The 15,116-nt window shown below is 39.6% G+C and carries 17 protein-coding genes and 1 pseudogene; 7 read left to right on the top strand and 11 right to left on the bottom strand.

Annotated elements, in window-relative coordinates; translation table 11 throughout:
• Nucleotide 1: 1 nt before the first annotated feature.
• From LI112_RS09010 to LI112_RS08995, 4 genes are read left to right on the top strand one after another with little or no spacing between them, the layout of a single operon-like run.
• Nucleotides 2-787: an ABC transporter ATP-binding protein gene (locus tag LI112_RS09010; protein WP_227190591.1), complete on the top strand. Its 786-nt coding sequence runs from the start codon at nt 2-4 to the stop codon at nt 785-787.
• Nucleotides 788-811: 24 nt separating this feature from the next.
• Complete coding sequence (locus tag LI112_RS09005) at nt 812-1,711, top strand: class I SAM-dependent methyltransferase (RefSeq protein WP_227190590.1); 900 nt, start codon at nt 812-814, stop codon at nt 1,709-1,711.
• A gap of 34 nt (nt 1,712-1,745) precedes the next feature.
• Complete coding sequence (locus tag LI112_RS09000; RefSeq protein ID WP_227190589.1) at nt 1,746-2,255, top strand: nucleoside-triphosphatase; 510 nt, start codon at nt 1,746-1,748, stop codon at nt 2,253-2,255.
• 39 nt (nt 2,256-2,294) lie between these two features.
• On the top strand, nt 2,295-2,603 hold the full coding sequence (locus LI112_RS08995) for an ATP-binding protein (protein WP_118699495.1): 309 nt from the start codon (nt 2,295-2,297) through the stop codon (nt 2,601-2,603).
• 58 nt (nt 2,604-2,661) lie between these two features.
• Here LI112_RS08995 and LI112_RS08990 read toward each other — a convergent pair whose 3' ends face one another.
• The gene (locus tag LI112_RS08990; RefSeq protein WP_195967867.1) at nt 2,662-3,981 is read right to left on the bottom strand and encodes a sensor histidine kinase; all 1,320 of its coding nucleotides are present in this window, start codon (nt 3,979-3,981) and stop codon (nt 2,662-2,664) included.
• 11 nt (nt 3,982-3,992) lie between these two features.
• Complete coding sequence (locus tag LI112_RS08985) at nt 3,993-4,700, bottom strand: LytTR family DNA-binding domain-containing protein (protein WP_227190588.1); 708 nt, start codon at nt 4,698-4,700, stop codon at nt 3,993-3,995.
• Nucleotides 4,701-4,925: 225 nt separating this feature from the next.
• Between LI112_RS08985 and LI112_RS08980 the strand changes: the two genes are divergently transcribed.
• The 3 genes and pseudogenes from LI112_RS08980 to LI112_RS18515 all read left to right on the top strand — a co-directional run.
• Complete coding sequence (locus tag LI112_RS08980) at nt 4,926-5,303, top strand: response regulator (RefSeq protein WP_319638637.1); 378 nt, start codon at nt 4,926-4,928, stop codon at nt 5,301-5,303.
• 26 nt (nt 5,304-5,329) lie between these two features.
• Nucleotides 5,330-7,387 carry a hypothetical protein gene (locus tag LI112_RS08975; protein ID WP_022389075.1) on the top strand — a complete coding sequence of 686 codons (2,058 nt, stop codon included), beginning with the start codon at nt 5,330-5,332 and terminating at the stop codon, nt 7,385-7,387.
• Nucleotides 7,388-7,412: 25 nt separating this feature from the next.
• Nucleotides 7,413-7,529 (top strand): annotated as a pseudogene (locus tag LI112_RS18515) (lactate utilization protein); the annotation flags it as partial.
• A 105-nt stretch (nt 7,530-7,634) separates the two neighbouring features.
• On the opposite strand, the gene LI112_RS08965 reads toward LI112_RS18515, so the two are convergent.
• From LI112_RS08965 to LI112_RS08925, 9 genes are all read right to left on the bottom strand, one after another.
• Nucleotides 7,635-8,741, bottom strand: coding sequence for a DUF4179 domain-containing protein (locus LI112_RS08965; protein ID WP_227190586.1), 1,107 nt, complete (start codon nt 8,739-8,741; stop codon nt 7,635-7,637).
• Entirely contained in the window at nt 8,735-9,274 is a 540-nt protein-coding gene (locus LI112_RS08960) for an RNA polymerase sigma factor (RefSeq protein ID WP_227190585.1), read from the bottom strand. The genes LI112_RS08965 and LI112_RS08960 overlap by 7 nt, the downstream gene beginning before the upstream one ends.
• Nucleotides 9,275-9,569: 295 nt before the next feature.
• A complete protein-coding gene (locus LI112_RS08955; RefSeq protein ID WP_227190584.1) occupies nt 9,570-9,965 on the bottom strand; it encodes a protein-export chaperone SecB in 396 nt (131 codons plus the stop codon).
• A gap of 10 nt (nt 9,966-9,975) precedes the next feature.
• Nucleotides 9,976-10,212 (bottom strand): hypothetical protein, encoded by a 237-nt coding sequence (locus LI112_RS08950; protein ID WP_227190583.1) that lies wholly within the window; start codon nt 10,210-10,212, stop codon nt 9,976-9,978.
• Nucleotides 10,212-10,799, bottom strand: coding sequence for a hypothetical protein (locus LI112_RS08945; protein ID WP_227190582.1), 588 nt, complete (start codon nt 10,797-10,799; stop codon nt 10,212-10,214). Before LI112_RS08945 ends, LI112_RS08950 begins: the two co-directional genes overlap by 1 nt.
• A gap of 318 nt (nt 10,800-11,117) precedes the next feature.
• Nucleotides 11,118-12,491, bottom strand: a complete 1,374-nt coding sequence (locus LI112_RS08940) for a DUF6034 family protein (protein ID WP_227190581.1) — start codon at nt 12,489-12,491, stop codon at nt 11,118-11,120.
• Nucleotides 12,492-12,601: 110 nt separating this feature from the next.
• On the bottom strand, nt 12,602-13,861 hold the full coding sequence (locus LI112_RS08935) for a cell wall metabolism sensor histidine kinase WalK (protein WP_227190580.1): 1,260 nt from the start codon (nt 13,859-13,861) through the stop codon (nt 12,602-12,604).
• Between the two features lie 2 nt (nt 13,862-13,863).
• A complete protein-coding gene (locus tag LI112_RS08930; protein ID WP_227190579.1) occupies nt 13,864-14,523 on the bottom strand; it encodes a response regulator transcription factor in 660 nt (219 codons plus the stop codon).
• 96 nt (nt 14,524-14,619) lie between these two features.
• The gene (locus LI112_RS08925; RefSeq protein ID WP_129795639.1) at nt 14,620-15,060 is read right to left on the bottom strand and encodes a hypothetical protein; all 441 of its coding nucleotides are present in this window, start codon (nt 15,058-15,060) and stop codon (nt 14,620-14,622) included.
• Between the last annotated feature and the right edge of the window lie 56 nt (nt 15,061-15,116).

The raw sequence follows: 15,116 nt of genomic DNA, 5'->3' as shown, positions 1-15,116 counted from the left end.
TATGCTTCTGACAATAGAAAATGTTTTTGGCGGTTACGGAAATGGAGATGTTTTAAAAGGTATCAGCTGCAATGCCGACTATGGTGATGTACTTTGCCTGCTTGGCCCTAATGGCTGCGGAAAAACAACTCTCTTCCGCATGATGCTGGGAACCCTTCCTGTTACTGATGGAAAAATAGCCATTGACGGAAAAAACATTCATGACTTTACAACGAAGGCACTGGCAAATATGATCGCCTATATTCCTCAATACCATTCCCCCGTATTTGCCTATACCGTTCTTGATATCGTAATTATGGGACGTGCTTCCCATTTTTCGGCTTTTGAAACCCCAAAAGAACCTGACCGTGAGGCTGCTTTCTCTGCATTGGAAAAAGTAAATGCACTGCATCTTGCCAACAAGAAATATACATCTTTAAGTGGCGGACAGCGACAATTGGTTTTAATTGCCCGGGCCATCTGTCAGTCTGCAAAAATCTTTATCATGGATGAGCCGGCAGCAAATCTGGATTATGCAAATCATCAGCTTCTCATGAATGTAATTTCAGGACTTGCCCGTCAGGGATACTGCATTATCATGTCGACACACAGCCCTGAGCACCCTTTTTCTGTCGGTACTAAGGTTCTCCTCATGAAAACAGGAAAAGTCGTTGGATTCGGCACTCCCAAGGAGGTCATTACATCTGAAACACTACAATCCGTATATGATATTGAAATGGATGTTATAACAGCACATGACCGTTACGGATGTGAACGGACCATCTGTTTACCTGTAAATAATTCATGAAGCAGTTTTCAGGGAGGAGCTTAAATGAATTCTGTATTGGATTACTTTATTTCTCTGCAGGAATCTCAGTCTGCAGATATGAATGAGCAGTCGGTAGAAATGTGGAACAGACGTGCAGAATTTTGGGAAAATGCACGCAAAAAGAATCAAAAAGGAAATGAACGTGTTGTCAGTGCAATAAATTATCTCGAACAAAAGGGACTTCTTGACAAAAATTATGATGTGGCAGATATCGGATGCGGACCCGGCCGTTTTGTTGCTGCCTTTGCCAGGCACGTACATAAAGTAGTCGGACTTGATATCTCCGACAAAATGATCTCACACGGAATGGAACATATTCAAAAAGAAGGATTAAGTAATGCCTGTCTTTATGTATGTGACTTTCAAAAATTAGATATCGAAAAAGCAGGTTATAAACATGCCTTTGATCTTGTATTCAGTTCAATGACCCCCGCACTCCATGGTATGAACGGACTGATGAAGTCCATTGAAATGAGCCGGGCATGGTGCTGTAACACCACACATCTTGAAAGACGGAACTTACTCCGGGAACAGATCATGCAGGATGTATTTGGCCGACAACTAACGCCTCAGTGGAATAGTCGATGGTTTTTCTCTCTTTTTAATATATTATTTTTACTTGGCTATGATCCTGAAACAAGCTATGAAAAATCTCACCGCGAAACCTGGGTAACTCCGGACGAACAATACATTGACTTTCTTATGGAACACATGCTTCCATCTGAGGAACACACACTGGAAAATGTACATAAGATCACCGACTGGGTTCACACCCATTTAAATGAAGACGGACAAATCAAAGAAGTCACACATTCCGCTTATGGAAGAATTCTCTGGGATGTTCGAAACAAAACAGTTCGACCTGATTACAGAACTGTCATAAATGATAGCATGGCAAAATAATCGGTATTACTACAAAATAAAAAGGAATTCTGATATGGCTCGACATATATTTTTAACCGGAAAAAAACAGATTGGTAAATCTACGTTGCTTCAAAAAATATTAAAGAATTACCAGGGAACTGCAGACGGATTTCTGACCGTACGGACAAAAGAATATCTGGGAGATCAGTATTCTGTCCATATGTATCATCTGACAGAATCCAGAGATCCAAATGAACAGAATCTTCTGTTTGTGTGCGGAAAAGCCAATGAGCATACTGCAGATACTTTCAATTGTCTTGGTTGCAGGATTCTTTCCATGTGTTCTGACTGTTCCCTGCTTATTATGGATGAGCTTGGTCCACATGAGGCAAAAGCTGCTTTATTCCGTGAGGAAATCTTACATCTTCTTGATGGACAGATTCCTGTTCTTGGCGTCTTACAGGAACCTGCAGAAGCCTGCTGGCCTGAAATAGTAAATCATCCAAATGTCGAGATAATTACACTTTCCGAAAGCAACCGAAATAATTCCTCTTTGTGTGAGCATATTCTGTCGGATTTTTGAGCCTTCAGGATCACTGTTTCATTCAGGCTGTCCAGATTACTGGTCGGTTCATCCAGCAGAATAAGCAGAGCATCATGCGAAAGTGTTCTGACCAAACTGGAGCTGCTTGTGATTGATGATTTCGGTCTTATGGAACTCGATCTTGATAAATACCGGGATCTCTTTGAAGTCCTTGATACCAGGGATGGCAGGAAATCAACTGTAGGTATCTCGCAATTTCCAGCCAGTACATGGTTCGATATGTTTGCCGATAACACCTACGCTGATGCGTGCCTTACATGTATCACCAATAAGCACCATATGTGTCGTCTAGAGATGAACGGTATAAATATGCGTGAAACAGAATGAATATATTCCTGTGTTTTTTGCATTACTCACAAACTCAATCCAATCGATAATCTTTCTTTTATATTCGGATCATGATTTTTGCTGTAAATTCACCATCCTTATATGTAAAGTTGCTAGCACCACCATTTCTTTCTGTGATATGGCGTATGGATTGAATTCCTATTCCATTTCCCGAATGCTTTGTAGACTGAAAAACACCATTCTTTTCCAGTATCTTTGCATCGAAATTATTCTCAGCCTGAATCAGAAGAATATGTGTATGATGCAAATACATCTTTATAACAATCTTTCTTCTGGAATCTTCTGTCTTCAGACTTGCCTCTATTGCATTTTCCAGAAGGTTTGAGAGCACCAGACATATATCCATCTCATCCCCCAAAAAGTTATCTGGAATATCAATCTGTGCCAGAAAAGGAATACCTTCTTGTTTTGCATGATTCGAATAATATCCAAGTATACTGTCCACAGCCTGATTATCGCAGAAATGGAAATCAAAACTTGGCATTTTTCTGTCGGCACTGGACAGATATTCTTTAATTTTTTCCATATCACCTTTTTCTGCCAATGCAGCCAGCTGAAGATAATGATGCCGGATATCGTGACGTACCTGTCTTGTCTCTTCAATAGCCGCACAAAGATTGTCATATCTGGAGCGCTGCAGAGAAAGGAAATGATTTTCCTGCTGAAGCCTTGCATTTTTATTCAGACTTAATGCCATCATAAGAAATATCGCATAAAAGAGAGTCAGAATTATTAAAAGAACAATACTGACTACTATATAAATCTGTAAAATCCGCCCTGTATATAAAGTACTCTGATATTTGGGGACCATGAATTGATTTAATCCGATAAAAATCAACGGCAGGATCCAGAATATATACCACGTCTGAGCGAAATTTTCATCTGCTATCAGAATCCGTACCATATGCGTGGCAGGATACCATGCAATCAATACAAAGCTCAGACAGATGAGATTATAAAAAATCCCTGCTTTCACACATAACCATAATTGTTTTTCTGCGATATCAGGTTCAAAGATCATAATAGCATTTACTGCCCTGGACAGACTTTTTACGCACGCAAAAACAGCACAGACTGCCAGAAAAATACTACTGGATTTCCAAATGGAGATCTGAAGAGTTTTATGATAAAGCAGCATGAGAAACAGCAATACAGGAATCAAAAACAAAGTAGTCATAATCTGAAAATAATAACAGACAATACCTCCTGACAGGCTGATTCCCAAAAGCAGCGGAAACATCCATAATCCAAGTTTAAAAGGAGCCTGCCTCAGGCAGGTCTTTACCGGCAGATATGCAAGAAGCATACCCGGAATAATTACAGCAATTTCCAATATCGGACGCATTATTTCACTCATTTTTATTTTCCTCACTGAAACAAAAATTCCATAAAAGTCTGCCTTGCATTTTTAAGCAGCTTACGACTGACAGGAATATTATTATCATCATCCATAAGAAACATATTTCCATCAAAATCAACCGCATGCTCCAAATTGATAACAATCCCTCTATTGCATGAATAAAAGCGAGAATCCATTTTCAGCGAAGCCGTAAATGCCTCAAAAGACTGACGGGTGAGCATCTCCTTTCCGCCCGTAGTGTGTATATGGATCATGTGTGAAAAATGTTCTGCGTAAATAATATTTTTAAAAGGGATCTGTATGTTACTTCCATTCACTTTTACATCAATGTACTTTCCAGAATCTGGAATTCTGGAGAGTATTTCATCAAGCAGTGTTGAAATTTCTTTTTCGTTATATGGTTTTACAAGATAATGCAGTGCCCTGACTCTGAATCCTTCCAATGCATGATCTGTGGATGTGGTAGTGAAAATCAGGAAACAATCTGAATCTGACATTCTAAGTTCTCTTGCAATTTCAATTCCATTTGCGCCATTCATATAAATATCCAAAAACACTACGGTAAAAGGGCGTTCTTTTGCTGCCACCAGAAATTCTTCTCCTGATTCAAACTCAACGAAATCACCAGGAATATTCCTTTTTGAAAGCTGGTTATTAAGCCATCCATACAATACCGCACGCTCTTCTTTTATATCATCGACAATCGCAATTCTCATAGTCGCTCCCCCTTCATGTTTCTGAAACATATAAAGAGTATAGCATAATTTTTTTATCCAATCCATGAAAGTGTTTTTGCAATTCGTGCCATTTTCTGCTGTTTCGTGACAGAATTCTTGAAATTCTTCTTACTTTTCATATAATAAAACAAACGAATATCCCTCACAATAACTTACTTGATTCCACTAAATATGCTTTTAAATATAGGTGAAAGGAGGAGATTTGTGTATCGTATTGCAGTATTAACTGATTTAAAACATGAAGCGGAACATTACGCAAAAGTAATTAATGATTACTGCATAAATCAAAAGCTTTTTCCATTACTTGAAACTTATCAGAATCAGGAAGTTTTTTTTAAAGAGATACAAACGCATGTACCAGATATTGTACTTCTTGTACTACCTGGAGTAGATGGACTCAATGCGGCAGAACATCTGCGCTCCTTATTTCCTGGCTGTGGAATTATCTGGTGCAGCAATTTAGATTTTTCACTTCATGCTTTCAGGCTTCGTGTAGAATACTTTTTTCTGGAACCAGTGAGGGACGATGAAATCCAGGAAGGTCTCAGAGCCTGGTTCAGATTGAAAAAAACAATCATTTAAACAATATAATTTCAGGAGGAAAATGAATGAAGAAAAGAACTTTATTCCTTGCAATGACAGCATTAATGATCACTATGACATCTGGAGGCAGCCTGACTGCCGTATATGCCGATGAAATACCAACAGAAGCAGCCGAAACCTCTGAATCAACAGAATTACCAATAAAACCTCTGACAGCCAAAATAGTGGATGAAAATCCTTATATGGCAAAAAGTGATTCCAATATTCACCATGACTGCTACAATACTGACTCTACAGATGAGGTGCTTCCTGTTGATATCTATTCAGAAATCAATGTTTCTTATGAGAAGACAAATCCAAATGCTTCTCCTGCAATCTTTTTTGACACTTACGGACATGCCGTAGTTCCGTTCCTTGGCGGGCTCGCCATTCGCGACATCAATGCTGATGAAACTCAGACACTGGGCTGCTTTTCTCCAAAACAGCATGATGGTGGTGGTTATATGATCCAGAGTTCCTATTCCTTTGTCGATGAGAGCAACCGTCTGGTATGTCCTACCAGCAACAATCATGTTCTTATGCTGAAGGCAACTGATGACGAAGGTAATGTCCTTCCTGAATTTGAAAAGGTACTTGATATTGATATAAAAACAGCTGCCGAAGAAAAACTTGGAAAAACACTGGATCAGAATCTTCTTTCTGTCGTATTTGATTATGATGGAAATCTGTGGTTTGCAACAGGTGGATTCCGTATTTATCCTGATCGAAAACAGCAAGGGGCAGTTGGTTATATTTCCCGGGCGGCCATTGATTCTATTCTGAACGGTGAAGAAATAAACCTGTCAGATGCCGTATTTGTATACGAATTAACTCCTGGTGAAGGTGCAGAAAACGGAATTTCTGCTTCAAAAGATGGCGCTGTAATCCTTACAAATACAAACTGTTATCTGTTCCAGGCAGATAATGGAATAAATAAAGTATGGCAGACTGCTTATGAAAGTGTCGGTGCCAAAGAGAGCAAAGAAGGAGATTCTACAACCGGTGGCTGTCTTGCATGGGGAAGTGGATGTTCCCCATCTTTGACAAAGGATCTTGTTATGTTTACAGACAACCAGAACCCGGTAAATCTGCTTGCACTGGACATGAAAACCGGTGAAACAATGGCAACCATGCCAGTCATCGATGAACTTCCTGAGGATGTACAGGTATCTGTTGAAAACTCAGCAATCGTATACGATAACGGATCCGGAACAGTAAGTACGATCGTGTGCAACTGGTTTGGTGCTGGAAGTGCCAACCTTGGGAAAGAAGACAGCGACTCATCCATACAGAGCTATGAAAATATTTATGATGTAAACTGGTTAAGACAGGGAAACAGCATGATTGCTCCTGGTGTGGAACGCGTAGATACAATAAAAACAGATGATGGTTATGAAATGAAGAGCATCTGGTGCAGAAGTGATCTCTCTGACACTTCTATGCTGAAGCTTTCTACCGCGACCGGATACATTTACGGTTATGTTCAGGATATGGAAACCAGCATGTGGCAGTATATTATGCTTGATTTTGAGACCGGTAAAACTGTGTTCACGATGAATGTATCAAATAAACCTGGATATAATAACATGGCGATTGGCATGTATGCAGGAAACAGTGGAAATGCCCTCTATTGTCCAACCGGATATCTTGAACTTCTGAGATTACAGGATCGATTTGTATATCTTCCGGAAATGCCTTATCGTAAAGTCAATCTGGACAAGGCTAACCGAAACGTTTTAAGTCAGGATAAGTTTGAGGCTGATGGCGGACAGGGAACTGTAACAGGATGGCTGAATACTGTCACAGTTGAAAATGTTCATCCAAATACTACGGTTGCTCTGCGTATGAAGGGTATATCCGGAGAAACTGGAAGTCTTAAACTTTATTCCTATGAAACAGATGGTTCTTTAAAAGAGGTCCCTGCAGAATTGTGGCATATTCAGACAGAAGCTGGTGAAACACCAGATACTTTATCTGACAATATATTATACGAAGTTCACTTTACCGTACAGGATAATGAAGCGTTTGATCTTTGCGAAGAGGAAAAAGAAATTAAAATCTCAGCTGTACTTGGAAACGCATAAACAAAACTTGTATCGGGAGTATCCCAAATGCTTTGACTGCAAGTCCATGGATACTATCTGCTGCCAGTTCCTGATTACCAGATTCTCCAGACACACTGACAGAATCCACGTAATCCTCGTTAACGACACACTTGGATATTGATTTGACAACTACAAGAAGCCGGAAAATCAGTAATGAAAAACTGATTTTCCGGCTTCTTATCATATGTTGTTGACTCCTTAAATTTCAGTGGTTATCAGCACATTCCTATTCCCGCACTTCAAGCCACTGGTCAATGTTCCCAAAATGTACCGCCTGCAGGTTATCTACATCAACCAGTTGCGGAAAGCTGTTTCTGATGATCAGGACACCATTTTCCTTATCCTGTTTTTCTCCACCGCCAGCGATGCCTCCCATGGTCCTATCAAGTGTTAAAATCGTTCCATCTTTATATCGCACCTGGTCAATATTAGTTCTGTCATAAAGGTCCATGCCATAATCAGAACCTGTGTGTTCAAAATTGTTTCTCTCATCTTCGTACACCTTCATGGCCTCATCATAATCAAGATATAATGACCATAAAAGAGGCGTTACTTCCATTTTTTTCACTGTAATTTCGTAACCTCCAAAATCACATTTCCGGTTCACTTCCAGAGTTGTCGGAGGCTTTACTGCACCCAAGGTCCATTTAAAATCCCATATTCCATCTGCTATAACAGTCTTATCATAATCTCCTTCATCCGTAAGATTCTTTAATGTAATTTCTACGGTTTTATTACTCAGATCATAATCACTGTCATAAGAAATCCCTGCTGTAAAATATTTAGAATGTGCCGAATCCTGATCATAGTTCAGCAGATTGTCCTGACTTACACCTGTACTCAAGCTTCCAAATCTGTTGTCATCATCTGCATAGACTTCTTTTCCATCGATCTTAAAATGTGTCATCTCCTCAAAAGAAGTATGATCAGTCATAGAAATACTGTCATCTGTTTTCACTTCAAAAAAAGCATACAGGAATCCCTGATCCTGAACAGAATCTGTCAGGGTAACAGTCACGCCATTCTGCGTTACAGACTGGTCTATATTCTGAATATAGGTTGATTCCTGCATTGTTTCCTGCTGCTTTTCGGATGGTTCCAGCCTTTTTAACAGATGGTCATTCCATTTAAAGAATTCTTTTGCAGCCACAGTAACAGCCATACCAGTACAGATCACTGCTGCTGCAATCAATAATCGGCCACTGATTTTTTTTCTTTTGTATTTTTTATCAACTGTATCCGCCTGCTCAATCTGTCTCAGTGTTTCTTCAAATTTATTATGAAAATCCTGTGGTACTTCCGGTGCGATATTATTCCACTTGTTCTCTAACATGACATTTTCCCCTTTCCTGTTATTCTCTTTAATTGCTTGCTGTTTTTCCCAGTTGCCGGTCTTTTCTCTTCTTCGGATAACTGCACCTTCAAAAACTCTCTTGCACGTGAAAGTCTGCTTTTGATCGTTCCTTCAGGAATCTCCAGAGCCTCACTGATCTCTTTCAATGAAAATCCTTCTAAATAATACAATGTTACCAAAATCCTCAATTCCTCCGGAAGCTCCATAATCGCCATATACAAATGGCTGTAGCTGTCCTCCTCAGTCAGCCTCATATTGTCCATATATTCTTCATATGGAATAACATTTTTTCTTTTCCGAAGAATCCCTTTGCATTCATTGATCAAAATCCTTGTGATCCACGTTCGGAAATATTTTTCTTTCTTTAAGATGGGCAGTTTCTCATATGCCTTAAGAATTGCTTCCTGCACAGCATCCCCACAATCAGAGTCATTCTTCAGAATGGACTTTGATATATGATACAGCATGGCTTCTGCATCCCGAACCTCCTTAATAAATACATCTTTTGTCATAACTTTGTCTTCTCCTTTTGTCCAGCTGGATTACTACACATGTTTGCTTTTTTCTTTTACACTGATTAGATGCATCAAGAGGGAAATAGGTTCTCACAAAAAATTTCTGATGCTAAGAACAAAAAATAAGACACAGCTTAACGCTGTGTCTTATTTTTTATTAGCGTGCGTTAGAGGATTCGAACTTTTACCACCACACTCAAACCCGCCTAGGCAATAGTCGTACGGTAACAAACCCGTTTCTTTCTTTTTGAAGAGTACTATAATCCATATACTGATGTCAACAGCATTTATGTTAATTTTTCTTTTGATCATTCAGCATCGCAACAATATTCATTGCCGGTAATAAAATAGGTGCCATTCCCGGCTGAGTTGTTATGGTAGAAATATAGCTTCTAATATATGGGAACAAAATAGCAATAGCATTTCTTTCAAGAATACTCATGTTTTCCTGCTGAGTATTAAATATTGCTCTTCCTTTTACCCAAACACATACTTTTTCATCTTGATCTGCAACTTTAGTTGTAAGAATAAGTTCAAACTTATCATCACCGATTTTATTCAAACTATGATCAACCTGAACTCCTAACTCCAGATCATCTAACAATCCATCTTTTTTTCTAAAGCTACTTTCTATAATTTCAATTTTGTCTAAAATAAGAGCACTTTCATATTTGGATCTGACTTCCATATTTTTTCTCCTAGCATGCAGTTGCGTAATCATCCATAAAATCAAACTCTGGCTTTACATTACCTGTATTAATGTTGTTATTCGAATAATCAAAATACTTCTGAGGCGGCGTCAAAATATGTTTTACATCTTCCTCGGTAATTGCATGCACTCCCTCTGCATCTCTTATCATAGGAGTTTTAGCAGTTTTACTCAATTCAACATTATACTTCTCGCACAATGAAAAGAACAATTCTTTATCTAACATTAAATCACCTCTTCTTCTTCATTATATATTAGTTTTGTTGATTTAATACATTCTTTTTTTGAAACACAAATTTGACGTTCATTAAATCCAAGGCCTGTAATATTCATTATTTTCTTCTGTAATTCTTTATCCTTCCTGTTTCTTCGCGTTGTATAACCTGCATAATCTTTCTGAAATGTTCTGGTAATAACAGCGATATTCTTTTTTTGCTTATAATAATCAAAGAAAAGAGCACGAAAATTTTTATCATCAAATACAGGCATATTTCCAGAACAATTTTTTTCTATTTCATCTATGCATTGGATAATCTCAGCAAAAAATGCATCCAGTTGTTTATTATCATCCAGATCCAATACTTCTTCATCTGGTGCTTCTATAATCGCCTTAAAAATCACTCTTCCAAAATCGTTATTATGCAAAGCAGCTGTTGCAGACCACCATAATGCTTTCTCGTAATCGTCAAAAAAATATACTCCCTGTCCCAGCCAATGATCAGCACGATAGTTACATTTCGCAGGATCAAATCCATTGCTTTCTATACTGACTTTATGTTTTGAACAGGTTCCATGATATCCTATTTCATTCATTCTTTACTCTCTTTTGGATTTTTATCAACGTCACTTTTTAAGTAGCTCAATTTCAGATTTTATTCAATACAGATATGATTATATATTTTACCACGCTCAAGCAAGCTCTGCAATCTCATTTAGAGTCATTCTTCAAAATAGACTTTGATACATGATACAGCATGGCTTCTGCATCCCGAACCTCCCTGATAAATGCATCTTTTGTCATAATATGTTTTCTCCTTCTATCCGGCCGGATCTATATACGTTTTTGTTTTACACTAATTAGATGCATATACAGGCAAATTGGTTCTCGTAATAGCAGATTTTTATAAATATTTAGTTGTTTCCTGTAGAAACTGCCCACCCCGCCTGTACTCTTTGTATCACGCTGCCATCGCGTGCATCGATCGTAAGAAGCGAAACACCTGCATCATCCATCGTCACGTCTCCCATGACCAGTCCATCCTCCCCATTTCCGTACTTATACTCTGGTTCTTCGGATGTCCATGTTCCATAAAAATCCCACACTGGGATCAGGACTGCTTCGGTATTGCTGCCTTCACTGTCTGGCATGCGCATATAACCCAGCTGTACCTTTGTTATGGTTATCTCCGCGCTCTGTGCATCAATGGACGGATAACGGTAGTTGCTTCCTCCATCGACAGCAATCATCCGATTCTTGTCTTCTGTCATGACCTGCAAAGTGATTGTTTTTTCAAAGATATCCTTGACCTCATCAAAAGGAAGTAAGAACAGCCTCTCATCGGAAACATTCGATGCTTCAATGGGATTTCTATGTAAAAAGCTCTGAATTGTCCCACTACAAAAATCCATCGTCAGTACTTCATTTTCCCAACCTTCAGATTGTCCTTCATGAAGTGTTCCATCTTCGTTTTCCCATTCAAGGGCCTGCTCATTAACAGGCAAAGAGGTTTCCCTCACATAATTAACCGGAACCCCGTCTATCGTCCGTTCAAAAATGAAGTCATCTTTTTCCAGGGTAGTGCTTCCTTCAGTAAGTGCTTTTGAAGAACTTTCAAATATCTCCCAGTCTCCGGACACAAGACCTGAAACTTTCTCCTTTGCTTCCTTTTCAGACACTTTCCCGCTTCCTGCCTTTATATAATTTTGAAAGCGTTCTTCCCTTTCTTTTTTCTCACTTGATGCCAGGGTCATGTCCCCACAATCGTCAAAGCTAAACTTCGCTATTTGAAATCCAAGTTCCTCCACATCCGATACCTGCTCGCTCTGTACATAAGAATACCGATAGGTCAGTCCATCTACTGTATACGTCCTCGCCTGTTCGTTCTCATTCTTCTCTTCCTGCATGGGCTGTCCTTTTCCGAATGTGTCTTTTATTTTATTCTGTTCTTCTTCAGGAATCGCCACTCTTTTTACTTTTTTTAAACAGATTGCATCTACATTCGGCACTTTTACCGGTGCATCCGCTGTCAGGGTGAACTTCATCGGATTTTCTTTATCCTCCCGGTCCGCTGATCTTAGGTCTGCCTGAATCGTTGTCTGATAAGTTTCCGGTGCCTCTACCTGTTCTGCAACTGTTTTCTGAACCGTTTCCTTGTTTTCCTCTCTTTTCTGGTCTGTTGGATTCTTTTCTTCTACAACAGCAGACTGTACAACGCTGTCACATCCTGATACCGCCAAAAGATTCATACACAGAACGGCTCCCATCAACATTTTTACCTTTTTCATCACTTTCCCATCCTTTCCTATCCGTATTAAAAAAGGTACCCTCTTCTTATAAGAAAAGAGTACCATATTGCCTTTCCAATGTATTCATCAAAATGTAAACAACTTGTAAATCAGAAGACAGCCCTTACCGTTGTCCCCTCTCCCGGCTGACTTTCGATCTGCAGGAATCCGCCATGGAGTTCTGCTACCTTCACACAGAGTGCCAGACCAAGCCCGGAGCCACCTTCTTTTCGGCTTCGTGATTTATCCACCATATAGAACGCATCTGTGATCTTTCCCAGCTCTTCCTCTGGAATTCCCATTCCGCTATCAGATACCTCAAAAATCTTTTTTCCGGATGTTTCATATGCTTTTACCAGAATACTCCCATCTGTATCCGTAGCCTTTAGCGCATTGTCGATCAGGTTTACCAGAAGGCTTTCCATCAAGGCAGGATCCATCTTCATGGAAAATGCTTCATATTTCATCTTCAGCTGCACATTTTTCTTCTCTGCCTGTTCTTTTTCCATGTCTATGACATGGTTTAAAAGGTCATCTGCCGTGGTCATTTCCATCTGTATGGCGTGGTTCTGGTAAAGTCCCAGCAGCTGCAACATTTTCCCCGAAAGGGCTTCCAGACGTTTTCCCTCCCGGTTGATGTGTTCCAGCGCCCGGTCTTTCTGCTCATCTTTTAGCTTTACATGGCGCAGGGTATCCGAATACCCGATAATGGACGTTAACGGGGTACGCATTTCATGGGAAAGTGCTCCCATGAGCAGTTCCTGTTTCTCCGCCACTTCCTGCAGTTTCTCCATCCGTTCCACAGTTCTCTTCATCATCATGTAGATAAAAAGGCCGGCAATCAGGAACACTGCCAGATAAATTCCCAAAAACCAGACAGCGGTCTGTCTCAGCTCTGCAAAAAGCCCTGTGACTTCCCGGACAGAGAGGACGTCATATCCTTCTAGTTTAGATAAAACTACTTTTTGAAGAAGAAGATATTTCTTCCCCAGTTTCTGTATCTTGTAGGCATATGGATCATTTTCATTCTTCAGGCCCAGATTTTCAATTCCTACAACTTCATAATCTGTCAGGTTTTCAATGGCCGCATTACTTTTCTTATCGATCAACGCCATGCCCGCCCCACAGCATCGTTGGAATTGAAATCCCATATAGGCTTTCTTTCCGGTCTCTGACATCTGTTCATATTTGCTGTTGTCCCAAAATTGTTCCAGAAGCGTCTTCCCGTTTTCCAATTGTCTTCCGTAAGTCTCTGCTGCATTATTCAGGCTTCGGTTTCCTGTGACATAAATGCTTAATGCACCCACTGGGATCAGCGCGCACAATAAAGTTACCAGCATAAGAAGTACTGTCCGTTTCCACAGCTTCATACTTATTCCTCCAGACGGTATCCAAGCTTCGGGATCGTCTTGATCTCGTCATAAAGTTCCAGTTTTTTTCTGAGCTGTCCGATATGAACATCTACCGTCCTGCTTTCACCCAGATAATCTTCTCCCCAGACCCGTTTCAACAGTTCTTCCCTTCCAAGGGCAATGTTTTTATTTTGGAGGAGCAGCACAAAAAGATCATATTCCATTGGTTTCAGATTAACCGAGATTCCATCTTTTAAAACCTGATGGCTTTGCACATCCACCATAATATTTCGGATCATCAGGACTTTCCTGGCCCGTCCGGTCCTCTCCAGTACTTTCTCAATGCGCACCAGAAGTTCCAGCATCTCAAAGGGCTTTACCATATAATCTTCCGCACCCAGTTTTAGTCCTTTTACCTTGGAAGCGACATCATCCTTTGCGGTCAGGTAAATCACTGGAAGACCTGTTGTTCTAAAATCTTCCATCAGTGCAAACCCGTCTTTTCCCGGCAGCATGATATCCACCACTGCCATATCTGCATCCTCATGCCATAAGAGCAGACGCTGGGCTTCTTCCCCATCATAAGCTGCCACAGTTTCATATCCTGCCGCTTCCAGGTTCATACACAACAATTCTGAAATTGCACGGTCGTCCTCGATTACCAAAATTTTATTCTTCATTCCTGCTACCGCCTCTGGTACTTTTTTTACAGTATAGCTTTTTTTATATCTCACGTCTATATGTATGGATATCTTACTGCGACACACCTTATGTACCTATTTTTTAGAATTTTCTTTTATACTTGAACTATCTGATTTTACATTTTCATGTATTACAGCTAGATTCATTTGTATTTCACTTCTTATGATTTCTCGTAACATATCATCTCGAGCTTCAACTGTACTAAATTTCCCAAGCAAATTTACACTTGACAAAAAACGTTCATCTTCATGTAAAGCCTTATGATAATGATTAAGCTGTGATAATGAATTACGATATACTATCAATGCAGTTCCCGCAATTACTTCCGTTATAGCTCCGCCTACAGCAGGAATAATTGACATCTGAAAACTCAATCTGAATACAACTGGCAAAAGAATAGCTACTACCATCAAAACAAATCCAGAAATGCACATTGACACGGCTAAAATAAATGAAGCTTTGGCTTGTTTCTGGCTCCATGTATAAAACTCTTTAATATCTTCAAGATTTATCATCATCCTGCCTAGTGCATCTATTTCTTTTTTCGTTTCTTCATTTCCTGATTTATTAT

This window comes from Blautia sp. 210820-DFI.6.14 (assembly GCF_020558815.1).
Classification (GTDB): Bacteria; Bacillota; Clostridia; order Lachnospirales; family Lachnospiraceae; genus Blautia_A; species Blautia_A obeum.
The sequence above is the reverse complement of the archived record's forward strand: the minus strand, read 5'-3'. Positions and strand labels throughout refer to the sequence as shown.

Coding starts and splice junctions, on each gene's coding strand:
- LI112_RS09010 (WP_227190591.1), top strand. CDS start 2: ATGCTTCTGACAATAGAAAATGTTTTTGGCGGTTACGGAAATGGAGAT.
- LI112_RS09005 (WP_227190590.1), top strand. CDS start 812: ATGAATTCTGTATTGGATTACTTTATTTCTCTGCAGGAATCTCAGTCT.
- LI112_RS09000 (WP_227190589.1), top strand. CDS start 1,746: ATGGCTCGACATATATTTTTAACCGGAAAAAAACAGATTGGTAAATCT.
- LI112_RS08990 (WP_195967867.1), bottom strand. CDS start 3,981: ATGAGTGAAATAATGCGTCCGATATTGGAAATTGCTGTAATTATTCCG.
- LI112_RS08985 (WP_227190588.1), bottom strand. CDS start 4,700: ATGAGAATTGCGATTGTCGATGATATAAAAGAAGAGCGTGCGGTATTG.
- LI112_RS08975 (WP_022389075.1), top strand. CDS start 5,330: ATGAAGAAAAGAACTTTATTCCTTGCAATGACAGCATTAATGATCACT.
- LI112_RS08965 (WP_227190586.1), bottom strand. CDS start 8,741: ATGTTAGAGAACAAGTGGAATAATATCGCACCGGAAGTACCACAGGAT.
- LI112_RS08960 (WP_227190585.1), bottom strand. CDS start 9,274: ATGACAAAAGATGTATTTATTAAGGAGGTTCGGGATGCAGAAGCCATG.
- LI112_RS08955 (WP_227190584.1), bottom strand. CDS start 9,965: ATGGAAGTCAGATCCAAATATGAAAGTGCTCTTATTTTAGACAAAATT.
- LI112_RS08950 (WP_227190583.1), bottom strand. CDS start 10,212: ATGTTAGATAAAGAATTGTTCTTTTCATTGTGCGAGAAGTATAATGTT.
- LI112_RS08945 (WP_227190582.1), bottom strand. CDS start 10,799: ATGAATGAAATAGGATATCATGGAACCTGTTCAAAACATAAAGTCAGT.
- LI112_RS08940 (WP_227190581.1), bottom strand. CDS start 12,491: ATGAAAAAGGTAAAAATGTTGATGGGAGCCGTTCTGTGTATGAATCTT.
- LI112_RS08935 (WP_227190580.1), bottom strand. CDS start 13,861: ATGAAGCTGTGGAAACGGACAGTACTTCTTATGCTGGTAACTTTATTG.
- LI112_RS08930 (WP_227190579.1), bottom strand. CDS start 14,523: ATGAAGAATAAAATTTTGGTAATCGAGGACGACCGTGCAATTTCAGAA.
- LI112_RS08925 (WP_129795639.1), bottom strand. CDS start 15,060: ATGATAAATCTTGAAGATATTAAAGAGTTTTATACATGGAGCCAGAAA.